This is a genomic window from Streptomyces humicola, from assembly GCF_024436035.1.
Taxonomy (GTDB): Bacteria; Actinomycetota; Actinomycetes; order Streptomycetales; family Streptomycetaceae; genus Streptantibioticus_B; species Streptantibioticus_B humicola.
This window is the reverse complement of the sequence record NZ_JANFNG010000001.1, coordinates 514,836-541,720: the sequence shown is the minus strand read 5'-3', so window position 1 is coordinate 541,720 and position 26,885 is coordinate 514,836. Positions and strand designations below refer to the sequence as shown.

At 69.8% G+C, this 26,885-nt stretch carries 24 protein-coding genes and 2 pseudogenes; 15 read left to right on the top strand and 11 right to left on the bottom strand.

Annotation, left to right across the window (positions count from 1 at the left end):
- Window positions 1–12: 12 nt before the first annotated feature.
- Window positions 13–1,782 carry a glycoside hydrolase family 13 protein gene (locus NGB36_RS02590; RefSeq protein WP_255918356.1) on the bottom strand — a complete coding sequence of 590 codons (1,770 nt, stop codon included), beginning with the start codon at window positions 1,780–1,782 and terminating at the stop codon, window positions 13–15.
- 267 nt (window positions 1,783–2,049) lie between these two features.
- The gene (locus tag NGB36_RS02585; RefSeq protein WP_255918523.1) at window positions 2,050–3,318 is read right to left on the bottom strand and encodes an ABC transporter substrate-binding protein; all 1,269 of its coding nucleotides are present in this window, start codon (window positions 3,316–3,318) and stop codon (window positions 2,050–2,052) included.
- A gap of 132 nt (window positions 3,319–3,450) precedes the next feature.
- On the opposite strand from NGB36_RS02585, the gene NGB36_RS02580 reads away from it, so the two are divergent.
- Genes NGB36_RS02580 through NGB36_RS02570 form a run of 3 tightly spaced genes read left to right on the top strand, consistent with a single transcriptional unit; the run spans window position 3,451 to window position 7,039 of the window.
- Window positions 3,451–3,957, top strand: a complete 507-nt coding sequence (locus NGB36_RS02580) for a PadR family transcriptional regulator (protein WP_255918355.1) — start codon at window positions 3,451–3,453, stop codon at window positions 3,955–3,957.
- Between the two features lie 44 nt (window positions 3,958–4,001).
- A complete protein-coding gene (locus tag NGB36_RS02575) occupies window positions 4,002–4,730 on the top strand; it encodes an ABC transporter ATP-binding protein (RefSeq protein WP_255918522.1) in 729 nt (242 codons plus the stop codon).
- A 5-nt stretch (window positions 4,731–4,735) separates the two neighbouring features.
- Window positions 4,736–7,039: an ABC transporter permease gene (locus tag NGB36_RS02570; RefSeq protein ID WP_255918354.1), complete on the top strand. Its 2,304-nt coding sequence runs from the start codon at window positions 4,736–4,738 to the stop codon at window positions 7,037–7,039.
- 23 nt (window positions 7,040–7,062) lie between these two features.
- Here the strand turns inward: NGB36_RS02570 and NGB36_RS02565 are convergent, their stop codons facing one another.
- Entirely contained in the window at window positions 7,063–7,428 is a 366-nt protein-coding gene (locus NGB36_RS02565) for an arsenate reductase family protein (RefSeq protein WP_255918353.1), read from the bottom strand.
- A 119-nt stretch (window positions 7,429–7,547) separates the two neighbouring features.
- On the opposite strand from NGB36_RS02565, the gene NGB36_RS02560 reads away from it, so the two are divergent.
- Window positions 7,548–7,829, top strand: a complete 282-nt coding sequence (locus tag NGB36_RS02560) for a hypothetical protein (RefSeq protein ID WP_255918352.1) — start codon at window positions 7,548–7,550, stop codon at window positions 7,827–7,829.
- 288 nt (window positions 7,830–8,117) lie between these two features.
- Window positions 8,118–10,430, top strand: coding sequence for an FdhF/YdeP family oxidoreductase (locus tag NGB36_RS02555; protein WP_255918351.1), 2,313 nt, complete (start codon window positions 8,118–8,120; stop codon window positions 10,428–10,430).
- 189 nt (window positions 10,431–10,619) lie between these two features.
- Here NGB36_RS02555 and NGB36_RS02550 read toward each other — a convergent pair whose 3' ends face one another.
- The 3 genes from NGB36_RS02550 to NGB36_RS02540 form a co-directional block, all read right to left on the bottom strand.
- Window positions 10,620–12,440 carry a choline/carnitine O-acyltransferase gene (locus NGB36_RS02550; protein WP_255918350.1) on the bottom strand — a complete coding sequence of 607 codons (1,821 nt, stop codon included), beginning with the start codon at window positions 12,438–12,440 and terminating at the stop codon, window positions 10,620–10,622.
- A 2-nt stretch (window positions 12,441–12,442) separates the two neighbouring features.
- A complete protein-coding gene (locus NGB36_RS02545) occupies window positions 12,443–13,366 on the bottom strand; it encodes a class I SAM-dependent methyltransferase (protein WP_255918349.1) in 924 nt (307 codons plus the stop codon).
- Between the two features lie 68 nt (window positions 13,367–13,434).
- Entirely contained in the window at window positions 13,435–14,304 is an 870-nt protein-coding gene (locus tag NGB36_RS02540) for a HalD/BesD family halogenase (protein ID WP_308288795.1), read from the bottom strand.
- A 139-nt stretch (window positions 14,305–14,443) separates the two neighbouring features.
- On the opposite strand from NGB36_RS02540, the gene NGB36_RS02535 reads away from it, so the two are divergent.
- Entirely contained in the window at window positions 14,444–14,872 is a 429-nt protein-coding gene (locus NGB36_RS02535) for a protein-tyrosine phosphatase family protein (RefSeq protein WP_255918347.1), read from the top strand.
- Here NGB36_RS02535 and NGB36_RS02530 read toward each other — a convergent pair.
- The gene (locus tag NGB36_RS02530) at window positions 14,819–15,673 is read right to left on the bottom strand and encodes a class I SAM-dependent methyltransferase (RefSeq protein ID WP_255918346.1); all 855 of its coding nucleotides are present in this window, start codon (window positions 15,671–15,673) and stop codon (window positions 14,819–14,821) included. The genes NGB36_RS02535 and NGB36_RS02530 overlap by 54 nt on opposite strands.
- A gap of 214 nt (window positions 15,674–15,887) precedes the next feature.
- On the opposite strand from NGB36_RS02530, the gene NGB36_RS02525 reads away from it, so the two are divergent.
- The 6 genes from NGB36_RS02525 to NGB36_RS02500 all read left to right on the top strand — a co-directional run bounded on the left by NGB36_RS02525 (window position 15,888) and on the right by NGB36_RS02500 (window position 20,796).
- Window positions 15,888–16,022, top strand: a complete 135-nt coding sequence (locus tag NGB36_RS02525; RefSeq protein WP_255918345.1) for a hypothetical protein — start codon at window positions 15,888–15,890, stop codon at window positions 16,020–16,022.
- 185 nt (window positions 16,023–16,207) lie between these two features.
- Window positions 16,208–16,954 carry an asparagine synthase-related protein gene (locus NGB36_RS02520; RefSeq protein WP_505016735.1) on the top strand — a complete coding sequence of 249 codons (747 nt, stop codon included), beginning with the start codon at window positions 16,208–16,210 and terminating at the stop codon, window positions 16,952–16,954.
- Between the two features lie 5 nt (window positions 16,955–16,959).
- Entirely contained in the window at window positions 16,960–17,214 is a 255-nt protein-coding gene (locus tag NGB36_RS02515) for a lasso peptide biosynthesis PqqD family chaperone (protein WP_255918344.1), read from the top strand.
- On the top strand, window positions 17,211–17,636 hold the full coding sequence (locus NGB36_RS02510) for a lasso peptide biosynthesis B2 protein (RefSeq protein WP_255918343.1): 426 nt from the start codon (window positions 17,211–17,213) through the stop codon (window positions 17,634–17,636). The genes NGB36_RS02515 and NGB36_RS02510 overlap by 4 nt, the downstream gene beginning before the upstream one ends.
- 74 nt (window positions 17,637–17,710) lie before the next feature.
- Window positions 17,711–18,454: a beta-phosphoglucomutase family hydrolase gene (locus NGB36_RS02505; protein WP_255918342.1), complete on the top strand. Its 744-nt coding sequence runs from the start codon at window positions 17,711–17,713 to the stop codon at window positions 18,452–18,454.
- Entirely contained in the window at window positions 18,451–20,796 is a 2,346-nt protein-coding gene (locus tag NGB36_RS02500; protein WP_255918341.1) for a glycoside hydrolase family 65 protein, read from the top strand. The genes NGB36_RS02505 and NGB36_RS02500 overlap by 4 nt, the downstream gene beginning before the upstream one ends.
- A 39-nt stretch (window positions 20,797–20,835) precedes the next feature.
- Here NGB36_RS02500 and NGB36_RS02495 read toward each other — a convergent pair whose 3' ends face one another.
- Window positions 20,836–21,471 (bottom strand): alpha-ketoglutarate-dependent dioxygenase AlkB, encoded by a 636-nt coding sequence (locus tag NGB36_RS02495; protein ID WP_255918340.1) that lies wholly within the window; start codon window positions 21,469–21,471, stop codon window positions 20,836–20,838.
- A 107-nt stretch (window positions 21,472–21,578) separates the two neighbouring features.
- Between NGB36_RS02495 and NGB36_RS02490 the strand changes: the two genes are divergently transcribed.
- A complete protein-coding gene (locus NGB36_RS02490) occupies window positions 21,579–22,502 on the top strand; it encodes a phytoene/squalene synthase family protein (protein WP_255918339.1) in 924 nt (307 codons plus the stop codon).
- A 228-nt stretch (window positions 22,503–22,730) separates the two neighbouring features.
- The gene (locus tag NGB36_RS02485) at window positions 22,731–24,047 is read left to right on the top strand and encodes a ricin-type beta-trefoil lectin domain protein (protein ID WP_255918338.1); all 1,317 of its coding nucleotides are present in this window, start codon (window positions 22,731–22,733) and stop codon (window positions 24,045–24,047) included.
- Window positions 24,048–24,074: 27 nt separating this feature from the next.
- Here NGB36_RS02485 and NGB36_RS02480 read toward each other — a convergent pair.
- Window positions 24,075–24,497 (bottom strand): annotated as a pseudogene (locus NGB36_RS02480) (sterol desaturase family protein); the annotation flags it as partial.
- Window positions 24,498–24,859: 362 nt separating this feature from the next.
- Between NGB36_RS02480 and NGB36_RS02475 the strand changes: the two are divergent.
- A complete protein-coding gene (locus NGB36_RS02475; RefSeq protein ID WP_255918337.1) occupies window positions 24,860–25,261 on the top strand; it encodes a hypothetical protein in 402 nt (133 codons plus the stop codon).
- A 25-nt stretch (window positions 25,262–25,286) separates the two neighbouring features.
- On the opposite strand, the gene NGB36_RS02470 is transcribed toward NGB36_RS02475, so the two are convergent.
- The gene (locus NGB36_RS02470) at window positions 25,287–25,871 is read right to left on the bottom strand and encodes an isochorismatase family protein (protein ID WP_255918336.1); all 585 of its coding nucleotides are present in this window, start codon (window positions 25,869–25,871) and stop codon (window positions 25,287–25,289) included.
- A gap of 92 nt (window positions 25,872–25,963) precedes the next feature.
- Window positions 25,964–26,358, bottom strand: a pseudogene (locus tag NGB36_RS33640) (MFS transporter); the annotation flags it as partial.
- Window positions 26,359–26,885 lie beyond the last annotated feature (527 nt).

The window sequence follows — 26,885 nt, the reverse complement described above, 5'->3', positions numbered from 1 at the left end:
GCCGCGGAACGGTCAACTGCCGCTGTTCGCGTCTGTTCCCCCTTTCGTGTCCGAGGCCGCCGGGTGGTCGCCGACCCACCACGCGGCCGTGTTGCCCGGCAGCGTCCCCGCGGGGCAGGATCGGCTGGACAGCAACGGGACGCCGTCGACCGGAGCGGGTACCGGGTGGTCGCCGAAGTTGATCGCGCACACGAGCCCGTCCCCGCGCACGAAGGCCAGCACCTGCGGCGGCGACTCCAGCCAGCGCAGCGGGCCCTCGCCGAGCTGCGGAAGGCTCCGGCGCAGATGCAGCGCCTCGCGGTACAGGTGCCAGAACGAACCGGTGTCGGACAGCGCCCGCTCGGTGGTGTGGTTGGCGAACCACTCCGGCTGCGGCAGCCAGGGCCGGCCCGCTCCGTCGCCCGTACTGAAGCCGAACGGCGAGGCGTGCCCAGACCACGGCAGCGGAATCCGGCAGCCGTCGCGGACCCGCAGCCGGCTGCCGGTCCGCCGGAAGATCGGGTCGGTGAGCACATGGTCCGGCAGGTCGACGACCTCCGGGAGTCCCAGCTCCTCACCTTGGTAGACGTAGGCCGCTCCCGGCAGGGCGAGCATCAGCAGGGCCGCGGCGCGCGCCCTCGCACCGCCGGGGTCGGGCAGGTCCGCGTCGTCCGCGGGCGTGGGCGCCGCGTAGCGGGTGACCGCCCTTACCTGGTCGTGGTTGTTGAGCACCCAGGTGATCGTCGACCCGGTGCCTGCGATGTCGCGCAGCGCCTCGTCGATGACCTTCTGGAAGATGCCGGCATCCCAGGGGGCGTTCAACAGGTGGAAGAAGAAGGCCTGGTGGAGTTCGTCGGGGCGGACGTACTGGGCCTGGTCGGCAGGGGTCGGCACCGACACCTCGCCGACCAGGAGGCGGTCGCGCCCGTCCCGTGCGGCGTACTGGTCGCAGATCGCCCGCCAACTGCGCCAGATCCGGTGGACCTCGGGCTGGTTCCAGGCGAGCGGATTGACCGAGTCGCGGGCGCGCTCGTCCGCCTCGGGGTCAGGCGAGTCCGGCAGATCGGGGTGTTTGAACAGTCCCGCCGCCACGTCGATGCGGAAGCCGTCGGCCCCGCAGTCCAGCCAGAAGCGCACCACGTGCTCGAAGTGGGCGGCGACATCGGGGTTGCGCCAGTTCCAGTCCGGCTGCTCCGGGGTGAACAGGTGCAGATACCACTCCCCCGGCGTGCCGTCCGCCTCGACGATGCGGCTCCACGCGGGCCCGCCGAACATCGCGCGCCAGTTGTTCGGCGGCAACTCGCCGTGCTCCCCGCGGCCCGGCGCGAAGTGGAACCGTGCACGCGCCGGGCTGCCGGGACCGTCGGCGAGCGCCTGCCGGAACCACGGGTGCCGGCTGGAGCAGTGGTTGGGAACGATGTCGATGAGGCACTTCAGGCCCAGCCGGTGTGCGTCGCGCACGAGCCGGTCGAATGACTCCAGGTCCCCGTAGACGGGGTCGACGTCGCAGTAGTCGGCGACGTCGTACCCGTGGTCGTGCTGTGGCGAGGGGTAGAAAGGGGTCAGCCAGATGCCGTCGACTCCCAGCCGCTTGAGGTACGGCAGGCCGGCGCTGACGCCCGCGAGGTCGCCGATGCCGTCACCGGTGCTGTCCAGGAAGCTGCGGATGTAGACCTGGTAGATCACCGCGTCCCGCCACCACCGCTCGGGCGAAGACAGCCGGTCCCCGGACCGCGGCCCTGGAACCGTGTTGACCCGCGCCGTGCTTGTCAGCGGGTCGTCGTCAAGCGGTACGCCGAGCATTCCGTCCCCATCCTGGAGCGCCGTGCGAACTATGCACGAAAAGAAGGGCAATTGTCCAAATGTGGCGCCCATCGCCGCCGACTCACGACGGAGCGGCAGGCCGCGCCAAAGCAATGCATGCATGTTATGTATAGCCGACGGGGAGGTGTCAACGGTGTTGACGGAGTTTTCCCGGCAGCACCAAAGCCCTGGTCACAGGCGTGAATGCGCAGCGTGCATGACGGGTAGGTGCGGGCGGCGTTACGGAAGCGCTGCGAACGGACGTCGTCAGGGGTTGCCGACGATGGCGTTGAGCTCGTTCGTCAGACGCGCGGCCGTCTCGTCCGGTGACCGCGTCAGGGTGAGCGCGTCGTGCAGCGCCTCCGCCACGGCCAGGCTCACCTGGTCGTAGTCGGGGGTCTCCGGACGGGGCTGGGCCGACAAGATGCTCTGCCGCAGCACCGGCAGATAGGGGAACCGCCTGACCAGTGCCGGGTCGGTGTACAACTGCGCCCACACCGGAGGCAGCGAGCCCTTGAGCAGCACCTGGCGCTCGTTGCCCAGGCTGGTGAGGAACTGGATCAGCGCCCGCGCTGTCTTCTGATGCCGCGAATAGCTGCTGACGGCGAGGTCGGAGCCGCCGAGCGAGCTGGACCCCGGCCCGTCGGGTCCCGGCAGCGGCGCCACCGCGAACTTCCCTGCGATCTTCGAGTCCTTCGACTCCGCCAGGTCGTACACGTACGGCCAGTTGCGCAGGAAGAGATACCGGCCGTCCTCGAAGGCCTTGCGCGAGCCCTCCTCGTCGAAGGTGAGCGCCTCCTGCGGGATCCAGCCCTTGCGCACGCCGTCGACGAGGAAGTCGAGCGCCCGCCGGGCCGCCGGCGAGTCGACGGCGGCCCTGGTCGCATGGTCGGAGAGGATCTCTCCGCCGGCGGACTGCACCGCCTCCGCATAGTTGACCGTCAGCCCCTCGTAGGGCAGGAACTGGCCCGCGTATCCCTTGAGCCCGTACCCGGGCGCCACGGTCGTCGCGAGGCGCTCCAGATCGGCCCAGGTCCGCGGCGGCGCCGCGTGCGCGCGGTCGAGGACGTCCTTGCGGTAGTAGAGCATCCCGGCATTGGTCACATAGGGGACCGCATACAGCTGCCCGCGGTACATCGCCGTGGAGACAACGGGCTTGAGGAACTTCTCCAGCGGGTACTGGCGGGCGTCGAGGGGCGTGATCCAGCCGTTGGCCGCGAACTCCGCCGTCCAGACCACGTCCAGGTTGAGCACGTCGTATCTGTCGCTCTTCGCCTGGAGGTTGCTGATCATCTGGGCGCGCACGTCATCGGAGGCCGCGGGCAGCTGGATCAACGTGGCCCGCTGCGAGGGGTGGGCAGCGTTCCACACCTGCAGACGTCCGCGCAGGTAACCCGTAAGATCCTGCCCGGTGACGAGCGTCACCGGACCGGTGCCGTCCGTACCGGCGCTCGCGGCCGGGACGGTGTGCAGGCCGCATCCGGTGAGCAGCAGGGCAGCGGCGGACAGCCAGCACGCCACCCTGCCCCAACGCATCCGTTCCTCTTCCTCCTCCGAGGGGTTCGCCGCCACCGCCTGCGGCGGGCGCGGGCGACGCGTTAACATTGCGGATATGTATAGCTGATATGTAGGCCAGGAACCAGATGGTGGAACGAGGAGGCGGGACCCGTGCGCCTGGCCCTACTGGCGCTTCTCGCGAAGGAACCCGCGCACGGCTACGAGCTCAAGCAGGCCCTTGAACAGACTTTCGGTGCAGCGTACCCTCAGCCGAACATCGGCCAGATCTACGTCACTTTGGGACGACTCGAACAGAACGGCCTGATCCAGGGACAGGACGTCAGCCAGTCGAGCCGGCCCAACAAAAGGGTGTACGAGATCACCGAGGCCGGGCGCGCCGCTCTCGCCGGGTGGTTCGACGAGCCGACCGAGGGCCCCCGGGTGCGGGACGACTTCTTCACCAAGCTCGCACTGGCCCCCGGCACCGGTGCGGCCGACCGGGTCGCACTGATCAACAAGCAGCGCCGCCACTACCTCAACATCATGCGGGGCCTGTCACGGCTCGCCGCCGCGGAGGACCGGGACAACCGCATCGCACACCTGCTCATCGAGGGGGCCATGCTGCATCTGCAGGCCGATCTCGACTGGCTCGAGCGCTGTCAGGAGGAACTCGAGTGAGCCGACCGGGCCCGTCCGTGGCGGCCGTTCCGCCGCCGGATGCCATGCTCTGGGTCAAGGACCTGGTCAAGGTCCATCGCGCCCAGGGTGTCCCCTCCCATGCCGTGCGCCATGTCGATCTGCAGGTCGACCGCGGCGAGTTCGTCGCCGTCATGGGCCCGTCCGGGGCCGGGAAGTCGACGCTGCTGCACCTGCTCGGCGGGCTCGACCGGCCCGACAGTGGGGAGATCTGGCTGGACGGGCGGCGGGTCGACGGCCTCCCCGAGTCCCGCTGGGCCGTGCTGCGCCGGCGGTCCGTCGGTTTCGTCTTCCAGTTCTCCAATCTCGTCGCCAACATGACCGCGGCCGACAACGTGGAACTGCCCGCGCTGCTGGCCGGGATACCGCCGCGTCAGGCCCGCGCCCGGCGCGAGGAGCTGTTCGCGGAGCTCGGCATCGAGGACAAGGCCGGCAGCACGCCCGCCGGACTCGCCGGAGGCGAACAGCAACGCGTCGCCCTCGCCCGGGCCCTGGTCAACGAGCCCGGGCTGCTGCTCGCCGACGAACCGACGGGAAGCCTGGACAGCCGCAACACCCGCGATGTGCTGCGACTGCTCTCCCGGTTCCACGAGCGCGGCCAGACCATCGTCCTGGTCACCCACGACGCCCGCGTCGCCAGCACGGCGGACCGCGTCATCAGCCTGTTCGACGGCGAGATAGCCGACGACACCGCGGTCGGACCGCCGTCCGGCACCTCGAACGGCGTCGCCGACGTGCTGCGGCTGGAAAGCTGACCCGGATGCGTGCAGTCCTCCGCTGGGAGCTCGCCGACCTCCGTGCACACCGGGCTCAGGCCGCGCTGATGGTGCTGGTCACCGCAGTCGTCGCGGTCTCCCTGATCCTGGCCGACGCGCTCCTGGTCGATGCCACCAACCCCTGGCAACGGATCTTCAAGCAGTCGCACGGCAGCCACGTGTGGCTGCACGTGCGCCCGGGAGTCAACACCTCTCCCCTCGCCCGCCTCGACGGCGTCACTGCGGTCGCCGGACCGTACCGGACCGCGCCCAGCACCCTGGTGCGCAGCGCGGAGAAGGTCTCACTCGAACTGCGGGCCGTCGGCCCCGCCCTGCCGGCCGTCTCCCGGCCGCTGGTGCAGACCGGCCGGTGGCTGACCCCGTCGGTCACCGACGGGGTCGTGCTGGAGAGTTCGCTCGCCCACTCGGTATGGGCCGGCGTCGGCGACGACGTCACCGTCCGCAGCGTCGACGGCACCACCCACACCCTGCGGGTGCTCGGCACCGCCGATACCGCCGACCAGGGCCCCTATCCCGACTGGACGCCCGGCATCGGCTGGGTGCTTCCCGCCACCCTTGACCGGATCGAGCCCGACCCCGCGCGTACCCAGCAGGCCATCGGCCTGCGCCTCGCCGACCCCGCCGCCACGGATTTCACCGCCCAGGAAGCCGTCAACGCACTCGGCAGCGCCCAGGTCGCCGAGGTGTCCACCTGGCAACAGGTGCGCAGCGCGATGGACCTCGGCAACCGGCTGCTCGGACTGATGCTCGGGGTCTTCGGGCTCGTGGCGTTGCTGGCAGCAGCGCTGGCCATGGCCGGCGGAGCGGGCGGCCGCGTGCTCGCCCAGGTGCAGGACATCGCGATGCTCAAGGCCGTCGGGTTCACTCCGGCCCAGATCGTCCGGTTGTTCCTCTACGAGCACACGGCCCTCGCGGTCGCCGGGTTCGCCCTCGGTTCGGCGGCGGCGAGCCTGCTCGGCCCGCTGCTGCCCGGTCCGCTGGGACAGTCGATGGTGCTGTGGCAGGGCCAGCCGGACCACCTGGATGCGATCGTCGCGACGGGATTCGGGGTGGTGCTGAGCATCGGCCTGGCCACGGCCCTTCCTGCGTGGCGGGCCGGACGCGTGCCGGCCGTGCCCACCGTGCGCTCCGACCGCCCCGCGGGCCGCATGTCCCGCCTGGCCCGCCTCGCTCTGTTGCTGCGGCTGCCTCCCGCCCTCGTCCTCGGCGCCCGTGACGCCTTCCACCGGCCACTGCGTGCCTCACTGACGGTGTCGCGGCTGGCGATACCGGTGCTGATGATCACGGTGGCGCTGGGCGGCTGGGCCACGCTCGACGGTTTCCAGCAGCACCCGCAACGCGTGGGCCTCGCCGCACCGCTGACCGCCAGGCCGACCGGCCTGGACGACGCCTCGGCGCAGCGGCTGCTGAACCGCCGGCCCGGCGTCGCCGCCGCGTATCCCGGCGTCGAGATCCAGGCGCTGGTGCCCGGGGAGACGACGAGCATCACCATGCGCGCCCTCGGCACGTCCGCGCACCCCTACCCCTTCGCTGTCGCCGAAGGCCGTGGCATCCGCGACACGGACGAGGCGGTGGCGGGCCAGGGAGCGCTCGACCTGATGCATGTCTCGGTCGGGCAGTGGGTGCGCGTCATGGCCGGCGGAACCCCGCACATCCTGCACATCGTCGGCCGCAGCATCGAACCCGATCACAACGGCGACATGCTCTCGGTGAACCTCGACGCCCTCGAAGGCCCCGGCGGCCTGCCGCGCCCTCAGTACTACGCCCTGGTGTTGCGGCCGGGTGCCAACGCCGACGCGGTGCGCGCCGGCCTGACCGCGGCCTCGCACGGGCGGCTCGACGTCCGTCCGACCGCCGACCCGGCCGACCAGCTCGGGCCGGTTCGCGTGGTCGTCGTCGGGCTCGTCGCCGTCCTCGCGCTGATCGGTCTGGTCGAACTGGTCACGGCGACCAGCCACGCGCTGCGCGATCACACCCGGGACGTCGGCGTGCTGCGGGCCATGGGACTGACGCCACGACAGATCGCCACCGTCGTCGTGACCGGCACGGGTCTGCTCACCCTGGTGGCCGTGGTCGTGGGGACCGGCCTCGGGGTCGTGGCCTCGGACGCCCTGATCAATCTGCAGGGCCGCGCGAGCGGCGTCGGCGCCGGAATCGCCCAGACGCCGTCACCGTGGACGCTGCTGCTGGCCGGAGCCCTGGCGGTCGCCGCGGCGGTCTGCGTCTGCGTCGTGCCGGCCCGGCGCGCCGCCCGGGCTCCCGTGACGAGCGCACTGAGCACGTTCTGAGCCGCAGCGTCGGTGGCCGGCCGTCAGGCGGTGCGCTTGAGCGCGTCGTGGACCGCCTCCCCGGTACGGGCCACCACCGCCGTTCCGTCGTCCGCGGTGATGATCGGACGCTGGATGAGCTTCGGGTGCCCGGCGAGCGCCGCAATCCACCGGTCGCGGGAGGCCTCGTCGCGGGCCCACTCCTTCAGCCCGAGCGCCTTCGCGTCCGCCTCCTGAGTGCGCGTGATCTCCCACGGTTCGAGCCCGAGCCGGTCGAGCACCGCGCGGATCTCCTCCTCGCTGGGAACGTCGTCGAGGTAACGCCGCACGGTGTATTCGGCGCCCTCCGCATCGAGCAGCTCGATCGCGCTGCGGCACTTCGAGCACGCCGGGTTGATCCAGATCTCCATGCCGCTCACCGTACCGCCGCGGGCGCCTCAAGTGCCGTCGGGCCAGCGGCCATTGTCAGTACCCGACAGTAAAATCGAAGCAGTCCGAGAACGTCCCGGACCGCCTCAGGAGGACGCCGATGGCCGCTGCCGTACCCGCGAACCCTGCGACAACGCCCCCGACGACGACACCGCTGCAGAAGAAGCCCCTGCCTCCCGGACGCCCACGTGAGTGGTACATAACCCACAATCGCCGGCTCAAGGCCATGCGCCTGGCCATCGCCCTGCTCGACACCGGCTTCCACCGTCCCGAGCAGGCACCGAACCGCACGATACGGACCACGGCCGCCCGGATCGGAGTGCATCCGCCCTCCGACACGACGTGCCACATGGTGCGCGCGTTCATGCGCTACAGCCGCTGACCGCACCGTCCGGCCGCCGGCATGCACTCTCGGCGGCCGGACGGGCACATCACGTAGCCAAGCCGCGGGCCGCGCCAGCGGGGGTACGATCACCCCAAAGACCCTAAAAGGGGCAACGGCGGGAGCACTGATGCGGCCGCGGCCCCGCGGCCGCTCTCGGCTTCTTCGGTCTCGGCACCGGATACCTGATGTACGGGCTGCAGGAGCTGTTCGACTACCTGGCGTTCGCGGTCGCGGTCAACTTCTCCCTCGGTTTCCACTGGCCCGTATAGACGTACAGAGGCGAACATGGCCGGCCCACCGCCGCCCGCACAACAGAACCCGGAACCGAAGCCGGAACACAATCCTCAAGTCGGCCCTCCGAAGACGTCCAGCGTCGGCGTGCGCGGCATCGCGGAGTCGGTGCGGTACTCGCTCGCCGAGATGGGCCCGAAGCGCAGCCTGCAGACACTGCTGAAGGTTAACCAGACCGACGGTTTCGACTGCCCCAGCTGCGCCTGGGCCGATCCAGGTCCCGAACACCGCAAGAAGGCGGAGTTCTGCGAGAACGGAGCGAAAGCCGTCGCGTGGGAGGCGACGCGCAAGCGCGTCGGCGCGGAGTTCTTCGCCGCGCACTCCGTCGCCGAGCTGCGGGCCCAGGACCACCACTGGCTGGAGCACAACGGCCGGCTCACCGAGCCGATGCACCTCGCCCCCGGTGCGACGCACTACACGCCGATCGGGTGGGACGAAGCGACCGCGCTCATCGGCGACCGGCTGAAGGCACTGGACGATCCGAACCGCGCCGTGTTCTACACCAGCGGCAGGACGAGCAACGAGGCGGCGTTCGTCTACCAGTTGCTGGCGCGCCGGTTCGGCACCAACAACCTGCCCGACTGCTCCAACATGTGCCACGAATCCAGCGGCGCGGCGCTCTCCGAGACGATCGGCATCAGCAAGGGCGTGGTCTCGCTCACCGACATCACCGACCACGCCGAGTTGATCATCATCGTCGGCCAGAATCCCGGTACCTGCCATCCCCGGATGCTCACCGCGCTGGAACAGGCCAAGCGGCGCGGCGCACGCATCGCCGCCGTCAACCCGCTGCCGGAGGCCGGTTTCGGCCGTTTTCACAACCCGCAGACACCACGCGGTCTTGCGGGCCCCGGCACCAAGCTCGCCGACCGGTACCTGCCGGTGCGCGTCAACGGCGATCTCGCACTGTTCGCCGCGCTCAACCGAACACTCGTCGAACGCGAGGACGCGCGCCCGGGCACCGTGCTCGACCACGACTTCATCGCGCGCCACTGCGACGGCTTCGCGGCCGCGGCGGCCGCGTGGCGTGCGCTCGACTGGCCGACGCTCGAGACGCTGAGCGGCCTGTCCCGCAAGCAGATCGGCAATCTCGCCACGGACGTGCTCGCGGCGCGCAGCGTCGTCGTCTGCTGGGCGATGGGGCTCACCCAGCACCGCAACGCCGTCGCCACCATTCGCGAGATCGTCAACTTCCTGCTGCTGCGCGGCAACATCGGGCGTCCCGGCGCCGGGCCGTCGCCGATCCGTGGCCACAGCAACGTGCAGGGCGACCGCACGATGGGCATCTGGGAGAAGATGCCCGATGCGTTCCTCGACAGGCTGCGCGACGAGTTCGGCTTCGACCCACCGAGCAAGCACGGCTGGGACACCGTGGACTCGATCCGCGCCATGCGCGACGGAAAGGCCGACGTCTTCTTCGCCCTCGGGGGGAACTTCGTCGCCGCGACGCCCGACACCGAGGTCACCGAGTCCGCGATGGCCAACTGTGCGCTCACCGTCCATGTGGCCACCAAGCTCAACCGCTCCCACCTGTGTCATGGGAAGGAAGCGCTGATCCTGCCCTGCCTGGGCCGCACCGAACGCGACATCCAGGCCCGCGGAGAGCAGTTCGTGACCGTCGAGGACTCGATGAGCATGGTGCACGCCTCCCGTGGACGGCTCATACCGGGATCACCGCAGCTGCGCAGTGAGGTCGCCATCGTCACCGGCCTCGGCCGCGCACTGTTCGGCGACGACGACGTCGTCGACTGGCGCGCGATGGGTGACGACTACGCGAGGATCCGCAAGCACATCGAGCATGTCGTTCCCGGCTTCCACGCGTACGAGGAGCGCGTCGCGCAACCCGGCGGCTTCATGTTGCCGAGGGGCCCGTACGATTCGCGCACCTTCCCCACGGCCACCGGCAAGGCACGCTTCACCGTCAACCCGCCGACCGCGGTGGAGGTGCCGGACGGGCACCTGCTGCTGACGACCGTACGCGCCCACGACCAGTTCAACACGACCGTCTATGGGCTGGACGACCGCTACCGCGGGATCAAGGGCGGGCGACGCGTCCTGTTCGTCAACGCGGCGGACCTTCGGGCCCACGGCCTGCACGACGGCGACCTCGTCGACATCGTCAGCGTCTTCACCGACGGCGAGCGCCGCGCCCGGAGCTTCCGCACTGTGCGGTACCCCACCCCGCGCGGCTGCGTGGCGGCGTACTACCCCGAGGTGAACGTCCTGGTGCCGCTGGACTCCACAGCCGAGGTCAGCAACACGCCGACGAACAAGTCCGTCGTGGTCCGGCTGGAACCCGCGACCTGAGCCCGGTGTCCCGTCGTCCCCGCGGTTGTGACGCAAACCAAGTGGACGTGGAGGTTAGGAACGACGCTCCGGTGTCCAGCTGCACGACATGGTGACCGTCTCCCTCCGAAGAAGGGGGACGATCAACCATGTCGTCAACGGCACCGGCGCTCCGTCCGGCTCCAGCAGCACTGTGGCGGACCTGACCCGCTATCCGTGATCCGCCGCCATCAGCTCACACAGTTCGCCGACCGCCGCGCGGAGGCTGTCGGCGAACGCGCGCATCTCGCCCGCCACCGGCAGCGGCGTGCTCAGGTAGAGGTTGAGCCGCTCGGGCAGCAGTACATAAGCGACGCCGATGCAGCGGCTGCTGGTCGAACCGAAGCCGAAGTACTGGATGTTGGCGGACGGCGCGGAACTGGTGCTCAGATAGTCGTCGCGCATCGTGAGCCAGCCCGGGCTGCGGTACAGGGCGGGTTGTTCGGTCACCCCCAGCTCCGTTCCGCGCCTGCGCTGGATCAGCTCCAGCTCCCACAGGTGCTGCTCGGGCGCCTGCCCGGCCTGGCACTCCTTCGCGCGCGCCACATGTTTCTCGGCGGCGGCCCGGAACGCGGAGCGCCGGGCGTCCGCGTGCGCCGCCGGATCGTCCATAGCCGCCGCGAACCGCTGCATCTCGGCGGTGACGACACGCATCGCCTCGGTCCGCCCGCGCCGCCACTGCCGAGTGGCGATCGACTCGTACGTGGCACCCAGGTGGCCTTTGGCGCGCCGGTGGGCGAGCTGGTAGGCGCACTGAACGAACGCGTCGGGCGAGACACCGAGCGCCTTGGCTGTGTTGCTGCCGAAGTCCTCGAACGACACGATGGCGGTGGCGGTGTTCTTCCCGTACGCGGCGAAGGCGTCGGCGGCGGAGCGCACGTGCGCCCGCAGGGCCTCGTCGAGCTCGAAGACGACGGGCGACGGCTTCGGCGGGCCCTGAGTGCGGGCCCCTGACCGTCGGGACTGCTCCTCGGCGGGGGTGTCGAGCAGGGCGTCGACGAAGCCGAGGATGGTGGTTCCGTCGAGGCCGCAGTGCTCCACGTTGATGCCCGCCCGGCCGTCGCCGAACACGATCAGGGAGAGGGCCTTGTCGAACCAGCGGTTGCCGCCGTCACCGTAGAGCAGCTGGTCGCAGGCCTGCTGAGTGTCGGCAGGCGCGCAGTCCTCCAGGCAGAGGCAGAACAGCGCGGTCTCGACCGCGTCCAGCGCCTCCGCGTTGCCGGGGTCGCAGGCGAGCAGGGACTGTCGTGCGGCCGCCCACTGCGCGCGGGCCATGGTGGTCAGGTGGCCCACCGGGGCATCCGCGGCGACGGGCCGCTCGGCTGCGGCCTTCATCACGGCGCGCAGTCCCGCTTCGAGGTCGGCCAGGCTGTGCGGCACGCCGTCGGGGCCGAGCACGTCCATCCGGAACATGGCGCCGCGGAAGAACACCACGATGTGCCGCGCTTCGGAGGGGCCGGGCCACTGATCGGTGTAGGGGGCGCGGACGGTGTCCTGTTCCGTCCCGGGAATCCGTGTGGTGGAGAAGAGGAACTTGTTCTGCTCCATCGACTGGGGCTGCCCGCGCTGCACCACCGGCTCGATGAGCTCCCGGTCGAGCCGGCGCTTGTAGTGGACGGCCGCGGCGATGAGCCCAGCGGCCCGTTCGACCTGTGGCAGGTCCGAGTCGCGGAACAGGAAGAAGAAGTTGGCGTTGAGCGCGATCCTGTCCCGGCGGCCCAGGTATCGGTAGGGCCAGAAGGTGTCGAGCCAGCTGTGCACGCCTTCGGTGGCGTCGTACTCCTCCAGCGCCGCGTGCAGCATCCGGCCGGGGCCGCCGGGCCGCAGGAAGGCGGCGACCTCCGCCTCGGTCGCCGCCAGCTCCGCCTCGGTCAGCAGCGGCGCGCACCAGGCGAGGAACCTCTCACAGCTCTCCTCCAGCGTGGGCAGCGGCACGCGCGGCAGGGTGTCCTCGAGGGCGAAGGTCGGGGTGGCTGCCGTTCCCTGGCTCATGATCAATTCTGTTCCCGATTCGGATCGTGGGGGTCGTGGAGGTCGTGGAGATCGTGGAGATCGTGGGGGCGGTGGGGTCCTGGGGTGTCCTCAGGGCCTGACGGCCGGGATATGTAGAGCTGTGCGTACAGCCAGCCTTCCTCCTCCATGCCCTTCGCATCCACCCCGGCCGACGACATCGTCCCGAGGACGAGCTCCTGCTCCTCCGCGGAGGCGAACCGCCGCTGCCTGACCGCCTCTCCCACGGGGACGGTGCGATATCCGAGCCTGGCCAGGGCCCGGTCGACGGGGTCGATGGGGAACATCCGCAGCAGGAAGTGGGCCATCCAGGGCCGGCCGCCGCTCTGGGCTCTGACGACGCGGGTGAGCGTCCGTTCCGTGACGTATCCGAGGCAGCCCGTCGAGATCACCAGGTCCGTTCCGGCGAGCCGGGCACGCTGAAGCGGGGTGGGGTCGTGCTCCTCCAGGTCGGCGTGGATCGCGTCGTCGAGAAACCCCGCTTCGAGCGCATACGCCAGCGCGCTTGCGGAGGCGTCGAGACCGACGAAGCGGGTACGCAGTGCGGGCCGGCGCGAGCGGGACAGCTCCCGGTCGTGGGCGAGCAGTGCCTCGCGCGTCCTCGCGTCGATGCCGCCGCTCGCGCCACCGTTCGCACCTCCATTCCCGTAGCGGTCGTACAGTTCGTCCATCGTCGCGTCGTATTTCAGCAGGGCGGCGTTGATCCCGTACGAGCAGCCGATGTCGAGCACTTTCGGGACCGGTACGCGCTGCGACTCCCGGTACTCCTCGATCAGCTTGGCGAAGTAGGGCTTCGCGCGCTGCGGAACGCCGTAGTCGAGCCCGCGCAGCACGGTGAAGTACGCGCGCGGATCGGGCTGGGTGTAGATGTGGTCGAGCGAGACTTTTCCGGTCGAGTCGAAACGCAAGGGGGTTGCTCCTCCGTGGAACGCACAGTGGGGAAACGGCCTACGGCGACCGAGTGTTACGCCAGGTCCTAGTCGAGCAGCGCGTCCCCGCGCACGGCACGGCCCTCGGCCTGAAGGTGTTCGGGCAGTACGCGGCCGAAGAGCTGCTGGGTCCGTGCCGCGCTCCCGATGACGCCGGGGCGCTCGCTGTAGGCGAATATCGCCGAGTGGCGGGCGATCTCGCCTCGCACGGGGCTCACCCGGTGCAGCGAGTACCGGCCCTTGAACAGCTGGAGGTCGCCCGGCTTCAGGGCGAGGCGACGGGTCAACCGGTCTCCCTTGCCGTCCAGTACGGCCCGTACGTCGTCGAAGTTCTCGCACGCCCCGCTCCTGATGTTCGGGCAGTACTCGAAGACGCCGCCGGATTCGGCCTCCTGGGTGAGCATGCTCACGGTGAACTCGTTGGTGTCGAAGTGCCAGGGGTGCTCCCTGCCGGGGGCGACGACGTTGAGGACGAGTCCGGAGAGTGGGTCCGCCAGCCGGTGCAGCTGCGGTAGGCCGAAGCAGCGGGCGACGAAGCTCTGGAACGGTTCGTGGGAGTAGAGCAGGCTGATGATGCAGTCCGCGGGGATGTGGTCGCGGGCGACGAAGGCGTTTCCCCGCTCGAAGCTTCTGCGGCCAGGGTGGTCGTCGGGGAGCTCCGAGTCCACGGCGATGTTGTAGACGTTGACCGTTTCGACGTCGAAGTGGGCCCGTGGGGCGAATGCGGCGCACTCCTGCCGCAGGACATCGCGGAACGAAGAGCGGATGAAGTCCGGCAGCACGGTACAGCCGAGCGTCGACAGTTCGCGCCGGGCCCGGGCGATGACGGCCTGCCCCTCGGCGCTGTCGGGCTCCGACAAGGGGTATTGGGCCATGTCGACCACGCGGTCAAGGGTCACGGCTTGCAGAGTGCTCATCTGATCCCCAACTTGACTGGCCAGTAATGCAGTTGACGCTACCTAAAGCCCAGCACACGTTGTCTGTGATTCGTCACACTCCGGCGCCGGTGCCACGGCTCCTCACAGGTGGGTTCGGCTGATCGCTACGCTCGGCGCCGTGACCGGTACCTGGGAGCCCACGACGGCGGGTGTGCTGCAACTGCCCTCGGGCCGGCGAGTTCGCGGCCGGGGACTGCGCCGCCCCCTCCCGGAAGGGCCGGCGCCCACCTTCGCGCTGTATCTGCTCGGACACCGCCCACCCCCCGTCGGCTGGGAGGCCCTGTGGGTTCGCTGGCCGGACATCTGGCTGCCGTCCGACCCGACGGCTGCCGCGGATGCGCTGCACGAGGCATGGGCGCGCGCTGCAACCGAACGCGTCGAGATCGCCTGCGGCGGCGGGTATGGACGGACCGGCACGGCGCTGGCATGCCTCGTCGTTCTCGACGGCTTGCCCGGCCGTGAGGCGATCGCCTACATCCGGGAGCACTACGCGTCACGCGCCGTGGAGACTGCCTGGCAACGCCGGTTCGTCTCCCGCTTCCGGTAGTCGGCCGGACGGGCGTCGGCCCCACGCGGCGATGGTGACCTGGGGGATGTCGACGAAGGCCGGGTCGCTCAGCAGCTCGAAGAACTCGGTGAGCTCGGTTTCCGTGATGAGGCCGTCGGCGACGAGGGACGGACCCGCCTGACTGATGAGCGGGGACCAGCGGTCCTTGCCGAGGCATCCCATGCAGCCGAGATTCCCCGAGAACGCCACATCGGTCAGGCCGTTGCGGGAAAGCAGCGCGGGAACACCGCGCGCCCATGTCATGTCGGCCCCGTGCTCGGCGTACTTGTGCTGATAGGCGGCCATGAGACGTTGCACCAAAGGGAAGGGAGAGGTGCTCGCCGGCAGCAGATACGGCTCCTCGACGACAAGCCAGCCTCCTGGGGCGAGCCATTCGACGGCACGCGCCATCACCTCGTCCCGCGCGGGCAGATGGCAGAAGAGATAGCGCGCGTGGATGAGGTCGAAGCTGCCCGGCATGTAGTCGTCGCGGGTGACGTCGATTTCGTGCACGTCGAGGTTGGTGGCCCGGCTCGCGTCGAGATAGCGGGTGTCGATGTCGGCGGCCACCACATGGCCGTCGGGAAAGTGGCCGGCGAGCCAGTAGGCGATGGAACCGGCGCCCGCACCCAGCTCAAGGCAGCGGCCGGACGGCGCTATGGGAAGATCCCGGAGGACGGCGGTGGTGTAGGCGTCCACGTTCCGCTGGATGGACTCCAGGCGCGCGCGTTCCTTCGGAGAATCCTTGCTCAGCAGGCCAGTGCTGTACCGGTCGGTGTGTGCGGAATGATGTGTGCTCACTCTTCCCCCTGCTTCCCCTGTTCAACGGTTCACCGGCCATGGTGCCATGTTTTCTGCCGTCACCAGTATGGCTGGATGCATACCTTGACATGCCGCGAATACCTCTTCCGAGCCGCCAATGAATGGATGTGACGCACATCACCTGACCTTGGAGACATCCGATGCTAGATTGCGGCGCGTGTTTAACCCACGTTCACCGTAGGGGGAGGTTGTGATGGACGAGAAGTCGGAGCAGTTGCCCGCGGAGTACATGCCGCCGGCGCCGGTCACCGTCGGAGAGTTCATCGAGGACACGTTGGGCAGCTGGAATGGCACGGCGCCTGACTGGTTCATCAGCTACTACTGGTGACCGACGCGCAGAAGGTGCGCAGCAATCAGCAGTGAGGACCGGGCTTCGGCACGCGAAGCCCGGTCCTCACCGAACATCATTGATTCTCACCGACTCTTATTGACCCTTCTCTCATTGACTATCATTGACTCTATTGACTCTCATTGACTGCCGAAATCGAACCGGCGGCGGGGGAAATGGCAAAGGTGAGTGCTGGGTTCGTGGTCCTGCCGGACACCGCCGACGCCGCGGAAGTTCAGGCGCTCGTGCCGTTCGGGAACCCTCGGATGCTGGCGCATGCGTCCGGGAGGCCGTGGCTGGTGGGTGAGTGGCCGCCCGAGCGGGTGTTGGTGGCTGCGGCGGGTCCCACACGGCTGGCGGTGATCGGGCACTGCCCGGTCGGCGTCCGCGAGGCGCTGCGCCGTACCGCCGGGCAGGCGCAGCCGCTCGCCGATGATCTGGCGACGCATCAGGTGCTGCTCATGGTCCGTTCCAACACCGCCAGCTATCGGCTGCTGGGGCAGCTGTACGCCGAGTCCGGTGTGGAACTGGACATGCCGTACCTGGACGACGGCGTGCTCGAAGCAACCCTGCGCGTCGCGGCGCACGAACACGCGGGACCGTGGCGGTTCAAGCCGCTGCTGGCCGATGCGATGCGCGGCATCGTGCCCGAGGAGGTGCTGCGGCGGTCCACGAAGGGCGAATTCGGCAAGGACATCCGCAGGGGGCTGCGCCGCAACCTCCCCGCGATCCTGCAGACGTTCGCCGACTCCGCGCTGGCGGACCGCGGACTGATCGCGCCCGCCACGCTCCGCGCGCGGCTGACCGCTCCCCAACCGGACAACACGACAACCCAAACGCTGGAAAACCTGCTCGGCTGCGAAACCTGGCTGCGCACGGCCACAGCCACGGCCACTCGCCGCGCACCCGGCGCCGCCCCCTCGGAGGTGTGACACGCATGCGGCTCCATCCTGACGTATCCATGACGGACACCGACGACGGAACCGTGCTGCTGCACCAGCGCACCGGCCGTTACTGGCAACTCAACATCACCGGCAGACAGGTGCTGCACCGGCTCCTCGACGGGGAATCGCCCGAGACCATCGCCACCGCCTTCGCTGCAGCCCACGGCATCGCACCGCAACGGGCCGAGCACGATGTCAGCGCCGTCATCCACCAACTGCGCGCCGCCGAAGTGGTGGTGGCCCCATGAGTGTTCCCGTCGCCCTCGACGAGAGGCGGCGACTACCGCTGCGGCGGCGCCTGCTGCCCCTGCTGGCCGTCGGCGTCGCCCGCCCGCTCGCCCGGCTCAGGCCGGCACGGCTGCTCAGCGTGCTGGAGTTCGCCCGCCGCGGCGCACCGCCGGCCACCGCCGAACAGGCACGAACCGCCCGCGAGGAGGTCGTCTCCGTGAGCCTGCGCTGCGCGGGACAGAACTGTCTGCAACGTTCCATCGCCACCGCACTGCTGTGCCGGGCCCGCCACGCCTGGCCGACCTGGTGCACCGGCGTACGGACCCACCCGTTCGCCGCCCATGCCTGGGTCGAAGCCGACGACCAGCCGATCGGCGAGCCGTGCCCCAAGGGCCACTACAGGCCGCTCCTGACGGTCCCGCCTCTCGGCCACGCACGCTGAACGGGATCGTGCGCACGGCCCGCTCGACAAGCATGCCCGCGTCGCCCGAATTACCATGATGTGTCGTGGCGGCCATGACGAGATTCGGTCTCCCGGGCGTGATCACAGCATGTCTGTTCGATCTCGACGGGGTGCTGACCAAGACCGCCGTCGTCCACGCGGCGGCGTGGAAGGAGACCTTCGACGACTTCCTGCGGCAGCGGGACGGTCCTGGCTTCCGCCCCTTCGATGCGGTGGCCGACTACGACGAGTACGTCGACGGCCGTCCCCGCGCCGACGGGGTGCGCACTTTTCTCGCCTCGAGGGGAATCGAGCTGCCCGAGGGGTCCGACGACGAGCCGCCACAGCTGCAGACGGTGCGCGGGCTCGGCAACCGCAAGAACCTCCTGGTGCTGGAGAAGATCCGCACACAGGGTGTCGAGGCGTATCCGGGATCGGTGCGGTACGTCGAGACCGTGCGAGCGGCCGGAATGAGCACGGCGGTGGTCTCCTCCAGCGCCAACTGCCGCGACGTGCTGGCTTCCGCGGGCATCGAGGAGCTCTTCGACGTGCGGATCGACGGGGTGGTGGCTGCCGAGCGCAGGCTGCCGGGCAAACCGCATCCGGACACCTTTCTGGAAGCCGCTCACGACCTCGGTGTCGAGCCCGCGGCGGCGGCCGTTTTCGAGGACGCCCTGGCCGGTATGGACGCCGGCCGGGCCGGCCGGTTCGGGGCCGTGGTGGGTGTCGACCGTGTGGGCCAGGCCGATGCCTTGCGCGCCCACGGTGCCGACATCGTCGTCCAGGACCTCGCAGAGCTGCTGGAGGCCGGGCCGTGATCAGCCACTCCGCCTATGCGGTTGAGCCCTGGTGCCTGCGCGAGACGGGGCTCCATCTGGACGTCCTGGCGCAGAGCGAATCTGTCTTCGCCCTGTCGAACGGGCACGTCGGCTGGCGGGGCAACCTCGATGAGGGCGAGCCGCACGGCCTGCCCGGCTGCTACCTCAACGGCGTGCACGAACTGCATCCGCTGCCGTACGCGGAGGCCGGCTACGGGTTCCCCGAGTCCGGTCAGACGGTCATCAACGTGACCAACGGAAAACTCATCCGGCTGCTCGTCGACGACGAGCCGTTCGACGTGCGCTACGGGCGGCTCCGCTCACATGAACGGGTGCTCGACCTGCGCGCCGGGCTGCTGCATCGCGTGTGCGAGTGGACGTCACCGGCCGGACGGACGGTGCGTGTGCGCTCCACCCGTCTGGTCTCCTTCACCCACCGGGCCATCGCCGCGATCGCCTACGAGGTCGAGCCGCTGGACGGCCAGGTCAATCTCGTCGTCCAGTCGGAACTCGTCGCCGACGAGCAACTGCCCGAGCTCACCGGCGACCCCCGGGTCGCGGCGGCCCTGGAATCCCCGCTCCAACCCGAAGAGCACACCGCCGTGGGCACGCGACTGCGCCTGGTGCACTGCACCGCGAGCAGCGATCTGCGTCTCGCGGCCGCGGCCGACCATGTGGTGCAGGGGCCGGAGCCCACCCGGACCTCCAGCGAGAGCAGCAACGACGTGGGCCGCCTCACGGTCACCACCGTCCTCGGCCCCGGCGAGACGTTCCGGCTGGAGAAGCTGGTCTCCTACGGCTGGTCCGGTGTGCGCTCGCTCCCGGCAGTCCGGGACCAGGTGGAGGCCGCGCTCGCCGGGGCGCGCAGCACCGGCTGGCAGGGCCTGGTCGACCAGCAGCGGGAGTTCCTCGACGACTTCTGGAGGCACGCCGATGTCGAGGTCGACGGCGACGCCGAGATCCAGCAGGCCGTCCGCTTCGCCCTTTTCCATGTGCTGCAGGCCGGAGCCCGCGCCGAGCAGCGGCCACTCCCGGCGAAGGGGCTGACCGGCTCCGGATACGACGGGCACTGCTTCTGGGACACCGAGACGTTCGTCCTGCCGCTGCTGACCTACACCTCACCGGAGCCGGTCGCCGAGGCACTGCGCTGGCGTCAGGGCACCCTGCCGGCGGCGCGTGCGCGCGCCCGTCAGCTGGGGCTGAAGGGGGCGACCTTCCCCTGGCGGACGATCGAGGGGTCCGAGTGCTCGGGCTACTGGCCGGCCGGCACCGCCGCCTTCCACATCAACGCTGACATCGCCGCCGCCGTCGTGCGCTATGTCTCGGCCACCGGGGACGAGGACTTCGAACGGGAGACGGGGGTGGAGCTGCTGGTGGAGACGGCCCGGCTGTGGCACTCCCTGGGGCACCACGACTCCCACGGCCGCTTCCACATCGACGGCGTCACCGGACCCGACGAGTACAGCGCGCTGGCGGACGACAACGTCTACACCAACCTGATGGCCCGGGCGAATCTGCAGGCCGCGGCCGATGCGGCCGAACGCCACGCCGGCGAGGCCGCGGCGCTGGGCGTCGACCAGGAGGAGACCGCCCGCTGGCGGGACGCGGCGAAGGCGATGACCGTGGCGTACAACAGCGCGCTGGGCATCCATGAGCAGTCGGCGGGCTTCACCCGCCACCAGGTCTGGGACTTCGCCGGCACGCTGCCCGAGGAGTACCCGCTGATGCTGCACTTCCCCTACGTCGACCTGTACCGGAAGCAGGTGATCAAACAAGCGGATCTGGTGCTGGCGATGTACCTGTGCGGCGATGCATTCGAACACGACCAGAAGGCCCGGAACTTCGCCTACTACGAACCGCTGACCGTCCGGGACTCCTCCCTGTCTGCCTGCGTCCAGTGCGTCATGGCCGCCGAGGTGGGCCATCTGCGGCTGGCCTACGACTACCTGGGGGAGGCCGCGCTGATGGACCTGGAGGACCTGGAGCGGAACACCCGTGACGGCCTGCACATCGCCTCCCTCGCCGGCACCTGGATGGGGCTGGTCGCCGGCTTCGGCGGCATGCGCGACTACGCCGACGTCCTGCATTTCGCCCCCCGACTTCCGGAGAGGCTCAATCGGCTGGCCTTCTCCATGCTCGTCCGCGGGCGGTGCCTGCACGTCGACATCACCAACTCCCGCGTCACCTACGCGCTGACGGAGGGCGAGCCCCTCCGGATCAGCCACGACGGAGAGACCATGACCGTGTCCAGGAACACCCCGCAAACACGCCCCGTCAAACCGCCGACGGCCCTTCCCGAGCCCGCACAACCGGCGGGCCGCCGCCCCGGCCACCTCCGCTGACGACCGCCCCTACTGCACTACTGCCTCACTGCCCTTGCCCTACTGAACACCGTGGGGGCGGAACTGGATGCTGATGCGCGGCCCCGCGCCGCGGGCGGTCTTCGGGACGGCGTGCTCCCAGGTGCGCTGGCAGCTGCCGCCCATGACCACGAGGTCGCCATGGCCGAGCGGGAGGCGCACATGGGGTGCGTCGCCGTATCGGGGGCGGAGGAGGAGCGGGCGGGGTTCGCCGACGGAGAGGATGGCCACCATCGTGTCCTGGGTGCTGCCGCGCCCGAAGCGGTCGCCGTGCCAGGCGACGCTGTCCCGGCCGTCGCGGTAGAAGCACAGCCCGGCCGTGGTGAAGGGCTCGCCGAGTTCCTCTGCGTAATGGGCGCTGAGCGCATCGCGGGCCTCACCGAGCACGGGGTGCGGGAGCGGCTCGCCCTCGCCGTAGTGCGCCAGCAGCCGGGGCACGCTCACGACGTTGTCGTACATCTGACGCCGCTCGGCTCTCCATGGGACGCACGCCGCCAAGCGTTCGAACAGCGCGTCCGAGCCGGTGAGCCAGCCCGGCAGCAGGTCGATCCACGCGCCGTGGGTCAGCTCGGTGCGGCGCAGCGCTGCCAGCTCCCGGAGCCGCAGCGGTGCGGCCTCGGCGGAGTCGAACAGCGACGCCTGCAGGTGGACGCTCATGCGCCCAGACTACGCCAATATCGAACACACAAGCGAACGAGTCGGCCAAAGCATGTCGGCGGGTCGGCTAGAGTCGCGTGATCGACAACAGGCGAGGGGGCAGGCGAATGACCAGCTGGTCGCGGAGTCTCGACCAGGCAGGGATCACGGCTCCCCGGCTGCGCAGCGACTTCAGCGAACAGCGACGCCTGGTGGCGCGGTTCGCCCGCGCCGAGTACGCGGCGGTGCGCCTGCTGCTCCCGGCGCCTTGCGTGCCCGACATCATCGCCGCCACCGCCTTCATGCATCACAGCGACAACCTCATCGACCAGGGATCGGCAAGCGAGCGCGCGGCGGCGTTCACCGCGTGGGAGAGCCGGGTGCGGGCAGCCCTGGACGGCGGCTCCGCCGACCTGCCCGTCCTGCACGCCCTGCTCGACGCCATCACGCGCCACCCGCAGCTGCGACGGCAGGTCGAGACCTATCTCGACGGTGCGCCCGAGGAGGTTCACTGGGAGGGCTTCGCAACCGAGAGCGATCTGCGGCGCTACGTCGACGCCTACTCGCACCCGGCCTTCATGCTGATCGCCTGCCTGCTCGCACCCCGCGCCTCGGCCGATTCCTATGCCGCCGGCTGCCGGACCTTCATCGAGGCGAGCCAGCGTCTGGATTTCCTCGCCGACCTCGCCGAGGATCTGCGCACCGGACGCCTCGGCATCCCCGAGGACGCCCTCACCCGGCACGGTGTCACCCTCGGCGCCCTCCGCGCGGGCGTCGCCTGCGAGGCGCTCGGGGAGCTCGTACGGGAACGGGCGGCGCAGATCCGTACGGGGCTCACCGCGTCATACGGCCTCGTGGACCTGGTGGAGGCGCGGAACAGGCCGTTCATCCGTGCACTCGTCACGATCCAGGAACTCCGGCTGCGCGCGGTGGAGGAGAAGGGCGCTGGGCTTGTCCGAGGATCCGCCGGGCCATCCGTCGTCGCCTCGCTCCGCGTGCTGGCCCGCGAACACCGCGCTGCACGGGTGTTCACGCGTGCGTTCACATCTTGACCCCTGCCGCCTCCGGCAAAACGATCGTGCATTCACGTCTTGACGACGCGTCAGCGCAGGACCACACTCACGTCGCACCATGAATGGTTCAGACCATACTCGGCTCACCGGATGCGAGGAGCAGGGATGAAGAGCAGACGTCGGCAGGGGAACCCACGTATATCGGCTGGTTCGGCCGGTTCGCTGCCACACACGGCACCGCATACTGCACATACCGCGAGACTGCGCGTGCCCCGGCGCGTGCGCTCGTTCGCCGGACAATGCCGCCGGGAAGCAGCGCTCGTCGCGGTGGGCCTGCTCACCGTCTTCGCGGCCTTCCCCACCACGGCGGACGCCGTGACCGTCCCACCACCGCCATCGGGGTGGTCCACGGTCTTCAGTGACGACTTCTCCGGCTCGGCGGGCAGCCAGCCCTCCTCGTCGAACTGGATGTACGACACCGGTCCCGGCTCGAACTTCGGAACGGGCGAGATCGAGACCATGACCAACTCGACCAGCAACGTGTACCTCGACGGCAACGGCCACCTGGACATCACCGCCCTGAACAACGGCGGCAACTGGACCTCCGGGCGCATACAGACCACAAGCGCCAATGTCGGTGCTCCGGCCGGCGGCAAGCTGGAGGTGACCGCCTCGATCCAGCAGCCCGACCCGGCCAACGGCTCCGGCTACTGGCCCGCATTCTGGATGCTGGGACCCGGCCAGTGGCCGGAGAACGGCGAGATCGACATCATGGAGGACGTCAACGCGCTCTCCGACGTCGCCGGCACCATCCACTGCGGCACGTATCCGGGCGGCCCGTGCAACGAGGGCAACGGCATCGGCAGCGGCCTGCAGGCGTGCCCCGGCTGCCAGACCGGCTACCACACCTACTCGATGATCCTCGACCGGACGAACACCTCCGCCGAGTCCATCACCTTCTACCTCGACGGCACGCAGTACTTCAGCGTGAACGAGAGCCAAGTCGGCGCCTCCACCTGGCAGCAGGCCTTCGACCACAACATGTCGATCATCTTCGACCTCGCCATGGGCGGCGGTTTCCCGAACGGCCAGTGCGGCTGCACCACGCCGAGCGGCTCCACCACCTCCGGCGGGACGATGAGCGTCGGATATGTCGCGGCGTACACGACCAACGGCAGCGGCGGCGGCACCACCGGGCCGACCGGCCCCATCACCGGCTACGCCGGACTGTGTCTGGACGACCGCTCTGCGAGCAGCGCCAACTACAACCCGATCCAGGTCTACACCTGCAACGGCAGCAACGCGCAGCAGTGGACGTTCGTCCAGGCAGGCACGACGCTGCATGTGCTGGGCAAGTGCCTGGACGTCTACGCGGCCGGCACCGCCGACGGCACACCCGTGGACCTCTACGACTGCAACAACACCGGATCGCAGGTCTGGATACCGCAGTCCAACGGGTCGTTGTACAACCCGCAGTCCAACAAGTGCCTGGACGACACCAACTGGTCGACGACACCCGGCACCCAGGTGCAGATCTGGGACTGCACCGGCGCCGCCAACCAGGTCTGGAACCTCCCGTCCTGACCTCTCTCGCACATCACGGCGCATTCGTCACGGCGTGACCGGCCCGACGCCGGTCACGCCACTGGCATCGGCGACCAGGTCGGAGGGGCGCCAGCCCGGGCAGCGGAAGAGATAGCACCAGCGTTCGCCCCAGGTTCTTGCGGCGACGCGAAGCGGGTTGTAGGTGGAGGTGTTCTTGGTCAGTCCGAAGACGGGCTGGTAGGTCTCGGGGGCGAAGCTGCGGAACAACCGGTCCCAGACGATCAGGATGCCGCCGAAGTTGCGGTCCAGGTAACCGCCTTGGGAGGCATGGTGAACCCGGTGGTGCGACGGGGTGTTGAAGATCGCTTCGACGAGCCGGGGCAGCCTGTGGATCCGCTCGGTGTGGATCCAGAACTGGTAGACCAGATTGGCCGAGGAACAGAACGCCACGGCGGTCGGCGAAACGCCCAGCAGGATCAGCGGCAGATATAAACACGCCGAAGGTGAGGTCGGTCCTCCGGTTCCGCCCGCCCGTCTGCCGCGCCTCCGACAGCATGCCTGCCTCGACGAGGCGGTGGCACTGCGCGTAGACCTGCGCGTGCGGCACCGACCAGAACGGCGCCACCGTGCGGGCGGCCTCGACCTTCACGTCGTACGGGCTGGCCTCGCCCAGCGTGTCGATGATGCCGAGCACGAGGAACGAGGGCGTGGTCAACCGGGCGCCAGCCACGCAGCGACCGTATCGCGGCGACGGGGCCTCGAAGGCGGCCGCCCGGCATGCCCCGAGCAGGACGGCAGGAGTTTCGCCGGCCGGAACCGGGGCTTACGGTATGAGGTACAGGAGGGCCGCCATGGACTCGGAACGCGCCAAGCGACTGGTGTCGGCGCTGCGCGCCCGCGGCGTGATGGCGCACTTGGCAGAGGTGGGCGTCTACGAGTTCGGAATCCGTGTCGTGCTCGACGAGGATGCCGAGGCGCTCTGGGACACCGACGGCACGGCGGGTCTCGATGCGGAAGTCGTCAGCGACGGCGTGCTCATCGGCTATGTCCCGCACATCCCCGGATCGGCGGAGTTCACCGAGGAACAAATCGTGGACGCCATCGCCACGGCGACCTATTCCGAGGAGGGCCTCCACCCGCCGGCGGACAGCGACGGCGCGCCCTCGGCGCCGCCGCCGCTCCCCCAGCAACCCCAGCAACCCCAGCAACCCCAGCCGCAGCATCGGCGCGGACACCGCCGGTGGTCCCGCTGACGCCCACTCGCAGCGGAGGCAGGGCTCAGGGGTGGGTCTTGGCGAGCAGGTCCAGGATGTCGGCGGTGGTGCCGCTCTCGCCGATGCGGGGGAAGATCCTCTCGGCGCTGTTGCGGTGGGCGTCGGCATCCACGTCCGTCATGGCGTCGATGGCCAGCGTGAGGTGGTAGCCGTGTTCGTGGGCGGCGCGGGCGGTGGACTCCACCCCGATGCTGGTGGCGACCCCGGTGAGCACGATCTGGGTGATGCCCCGGCGGCGCAGATGCAGGTCGAGGTCGGTGCCGTAGAAGGCCGACCAGTTGCGCTTGGTGACGGTGATGTCCTCACGGTGGCCGGCGAGGTCGTCGATGATCTCGTCCCAGCCGGCGGGCGGGGTGTGAGCGGACCGGGGGAACTCATTGCGTCCCGGGGTCCTGTCGGAGCCGTCGGGGGCGGCGGTGACGCGGACGAGGACGACGGGCAGCCGTCGGGCGCGGAAGGCGTCGGCGAGCTCGACCGTCCGTGCGATGACGTCGGTGGTGGCGTGCGGCGTGCCGGGAGCCGCGACGACGCCGTTCTGCAGGTCGATGACGACGAGCGCGGTCTTCGGGTCGAGGGTGGTGACAGCCATGGCTGCGCCCCTTTCTGGTGTGACGTGATACGGGAGGAAAAGAGAGGCAATGGTCTGGGTGCGGGCTGGGTACGGGCTGGGTACGGGCCGTGTCAGTGCTCGGTGCGGCCGATGCGGCGCAGCGAGCGGTCGGCGAGGGCCGCCACCAGGAACAGGGCGGCGACGGCGAGCAGGAGCCGGCTGAGCTGATGCAGGCCGCCTGTGGTGGCGCCGTGCCGGTAAAAGTGGCGTTGGCGGCGGAGGCGACAAGTGCGCCGAGGTACAGGAAGGTACGCAGCAGGCCGGCCGAGGACCCCATACGGGACGGATCGGCCTGGGCGTAGAGGGCGTTCTGGTTGGCCAGCCCGTTCAGTCCCTGGGGGATCCCGATGACCGCGCCGACGGTTGCGAGCATCCAGACGGGACTGCAGGAGCCGACCAGCAACAGTGCGGCGCAGCCGGTGATCTGGACGAGGGCGCCGACGACCGGCTTGACGGCGGAGCGCCGAACGCTTTGCCGATCGGGATCAGGGCTACCGCGAGCATGGAGGAGTTGATCGGGTTCAGGATCGAACCCAAGATCATCGGCGCGATCAGCTTCCGGTCGAATCCGCCGCGACCCGCGGTGCGCCGCTGCGCCCGCAGCCGCGCGGAGAGCACCGTCATGACTGCGCCACCCCGTCCAGCAGCGTCATCGCCTCGATGACCGTGCGGCGCTGCTCCTCGGTGCACCGCTCCTGCAGCGCCCGCGCCAGCCAGGCCTCACGGGCCCGAGCGCCTCAGCGGGCGTCCGCCGCAGTCGTTCGCGGCGTTCCTGCGAGCGCAGCGCGAAGCCCCCGCCCTCCCGGCCAGCGCACGCTGATCCCGTCAGCCGTTGCGACACACCGAAGCCCGGATGACGCCTCCCCCGATCCCCGTCAATTCCCGGGACCGGCCTCGCAGGTACGGCAAGGCGGCATCGCCGAATGGGAGCCGCCTGCGAATTCCCTTTGGTCGCGGACGTGATGGCCGGCCGCTACCGAAGTCGCACGCTTC

Bases quoted from the DNA above. Each gene is read 5' to 3' on its own strand.
- NGB36_RS02590 (WP_255918356.1), bottom strand. From the start codon at position 1,782: ATGCTCGGCGTACCGCTTGACGACGACCCGCTGACAAGCACGGCGCGG.
- NGB36_RS02585 (WP_255918523.1), bottom strand. From the start codon at position 3,318: ATGCGTTGGGGCAGGGTGGCGTGCTGGCTGTCCGCCGCTGCCCTGCTG.
- NGB36_RS02575 (WP_255918522.1), top strand. From the start codon at position 4,002: ATGCTCTGGGTCAAGGACCTGGTCAAGGTCCATCGCGCCCAGGGTGTC.
- NGB36_RS02570 (WP_255918354.1), top strand. From the start codon at position 4,736: ATGCGTGCAGTCCTCCGCTGGGAGCTCGCCGACCTCCGTGCACACCGG.
- NGB36_RS02565 (WP_255918353.1), bottom strand. From the start codon at position 7,428: ATGGAGATCTGGATCAACCCGGCGTGCTCGAAGTGCCGCAGCGCGATC.
- NGB36_RS02560 (WP_255918352.1), top strand. From the start codon at position 7,548: ATGGCCGCTGCCGTACCCGCGAACCCTGCGACAACGCCCCCGACGACG.
- NGB36_RS02555 (WP_255918351.1), top strand. From the start codon at position 8,118: ATGGCCGGCCCACCGCCGCCCGCACAACAGAACCCGGAACCGAAGCCG.
- NGB36_RS02550 (WP_255918350.1), bottom strand. From the start codon at position 12,440: ATGAGCCAGGGAACGGCAGCCACCCCGACCTTCGCCCTCGAGGACACC.
- NGB36_RS02540 (WP_308288795.1), bottom strand. From the start codon at position 14,304: ATGAGCACTCTGCAAGCCGTGACCCTTGACCGCGTGGTCGACATGGCC.
- NGB36_RS02525 (WP_255918345.1), top strand. From the start codon at position 15,888: ATGGACGAGAAGTCGGAGCAGTTGCCCGCGGAGTACATGCCGCCGGCG.
- NGB36_RS02515 (WP_255918344.1), top strand. From the start codon at position 16,960: ATGCGGCTCCATCCTGACGTATCCATGACGGACACCGACGACGGAACC.
- NGB36_RS02510 (WP_255918343.1), top strand. From the start codon at position 17,211: ATGAGTGTTCCCGTCGCCCTCGACGAGAGGCGGCGACTACCGCTGCGG.
- NGB36_RS02505 (WP_255918342.1), top strand. From the start codon at position 17,711: ATGACGAGATTCGGTCTCCCGGGCGTGATCACAGCATGTCTGTTCGAT.
- NGB36_RS02495 (WP_255918340.1), bottom strand. From the start codon at position 21,471: ATGAGCGTCCACCTGCAGGCGTCGCTGTTCGACTCCGCCGAGGCCGCA.
- NGB36_RS02490 (WP_255918339.1), top strand. From the start codon at position 21,579: ATGACCAGCTGGTCGCGGAGTCTCGACCAGGCAGGGATCACGGCTCCC.
- NGB36_RS02475 (WP_255918337.1), top strand. From the start codon at position 24,860: ATGGACTCGGAACGCGCCAAGCGACTGGTGTCGGCGCTGCGCGCCCGC.
- NGB36_RS02470 (WP_255918336.1), bottom strand. From the start codon at position 25,871: ATGGCTGTCACCACCCTCGACCCGAAGACCGCGCTCGTCGTCATCGAC.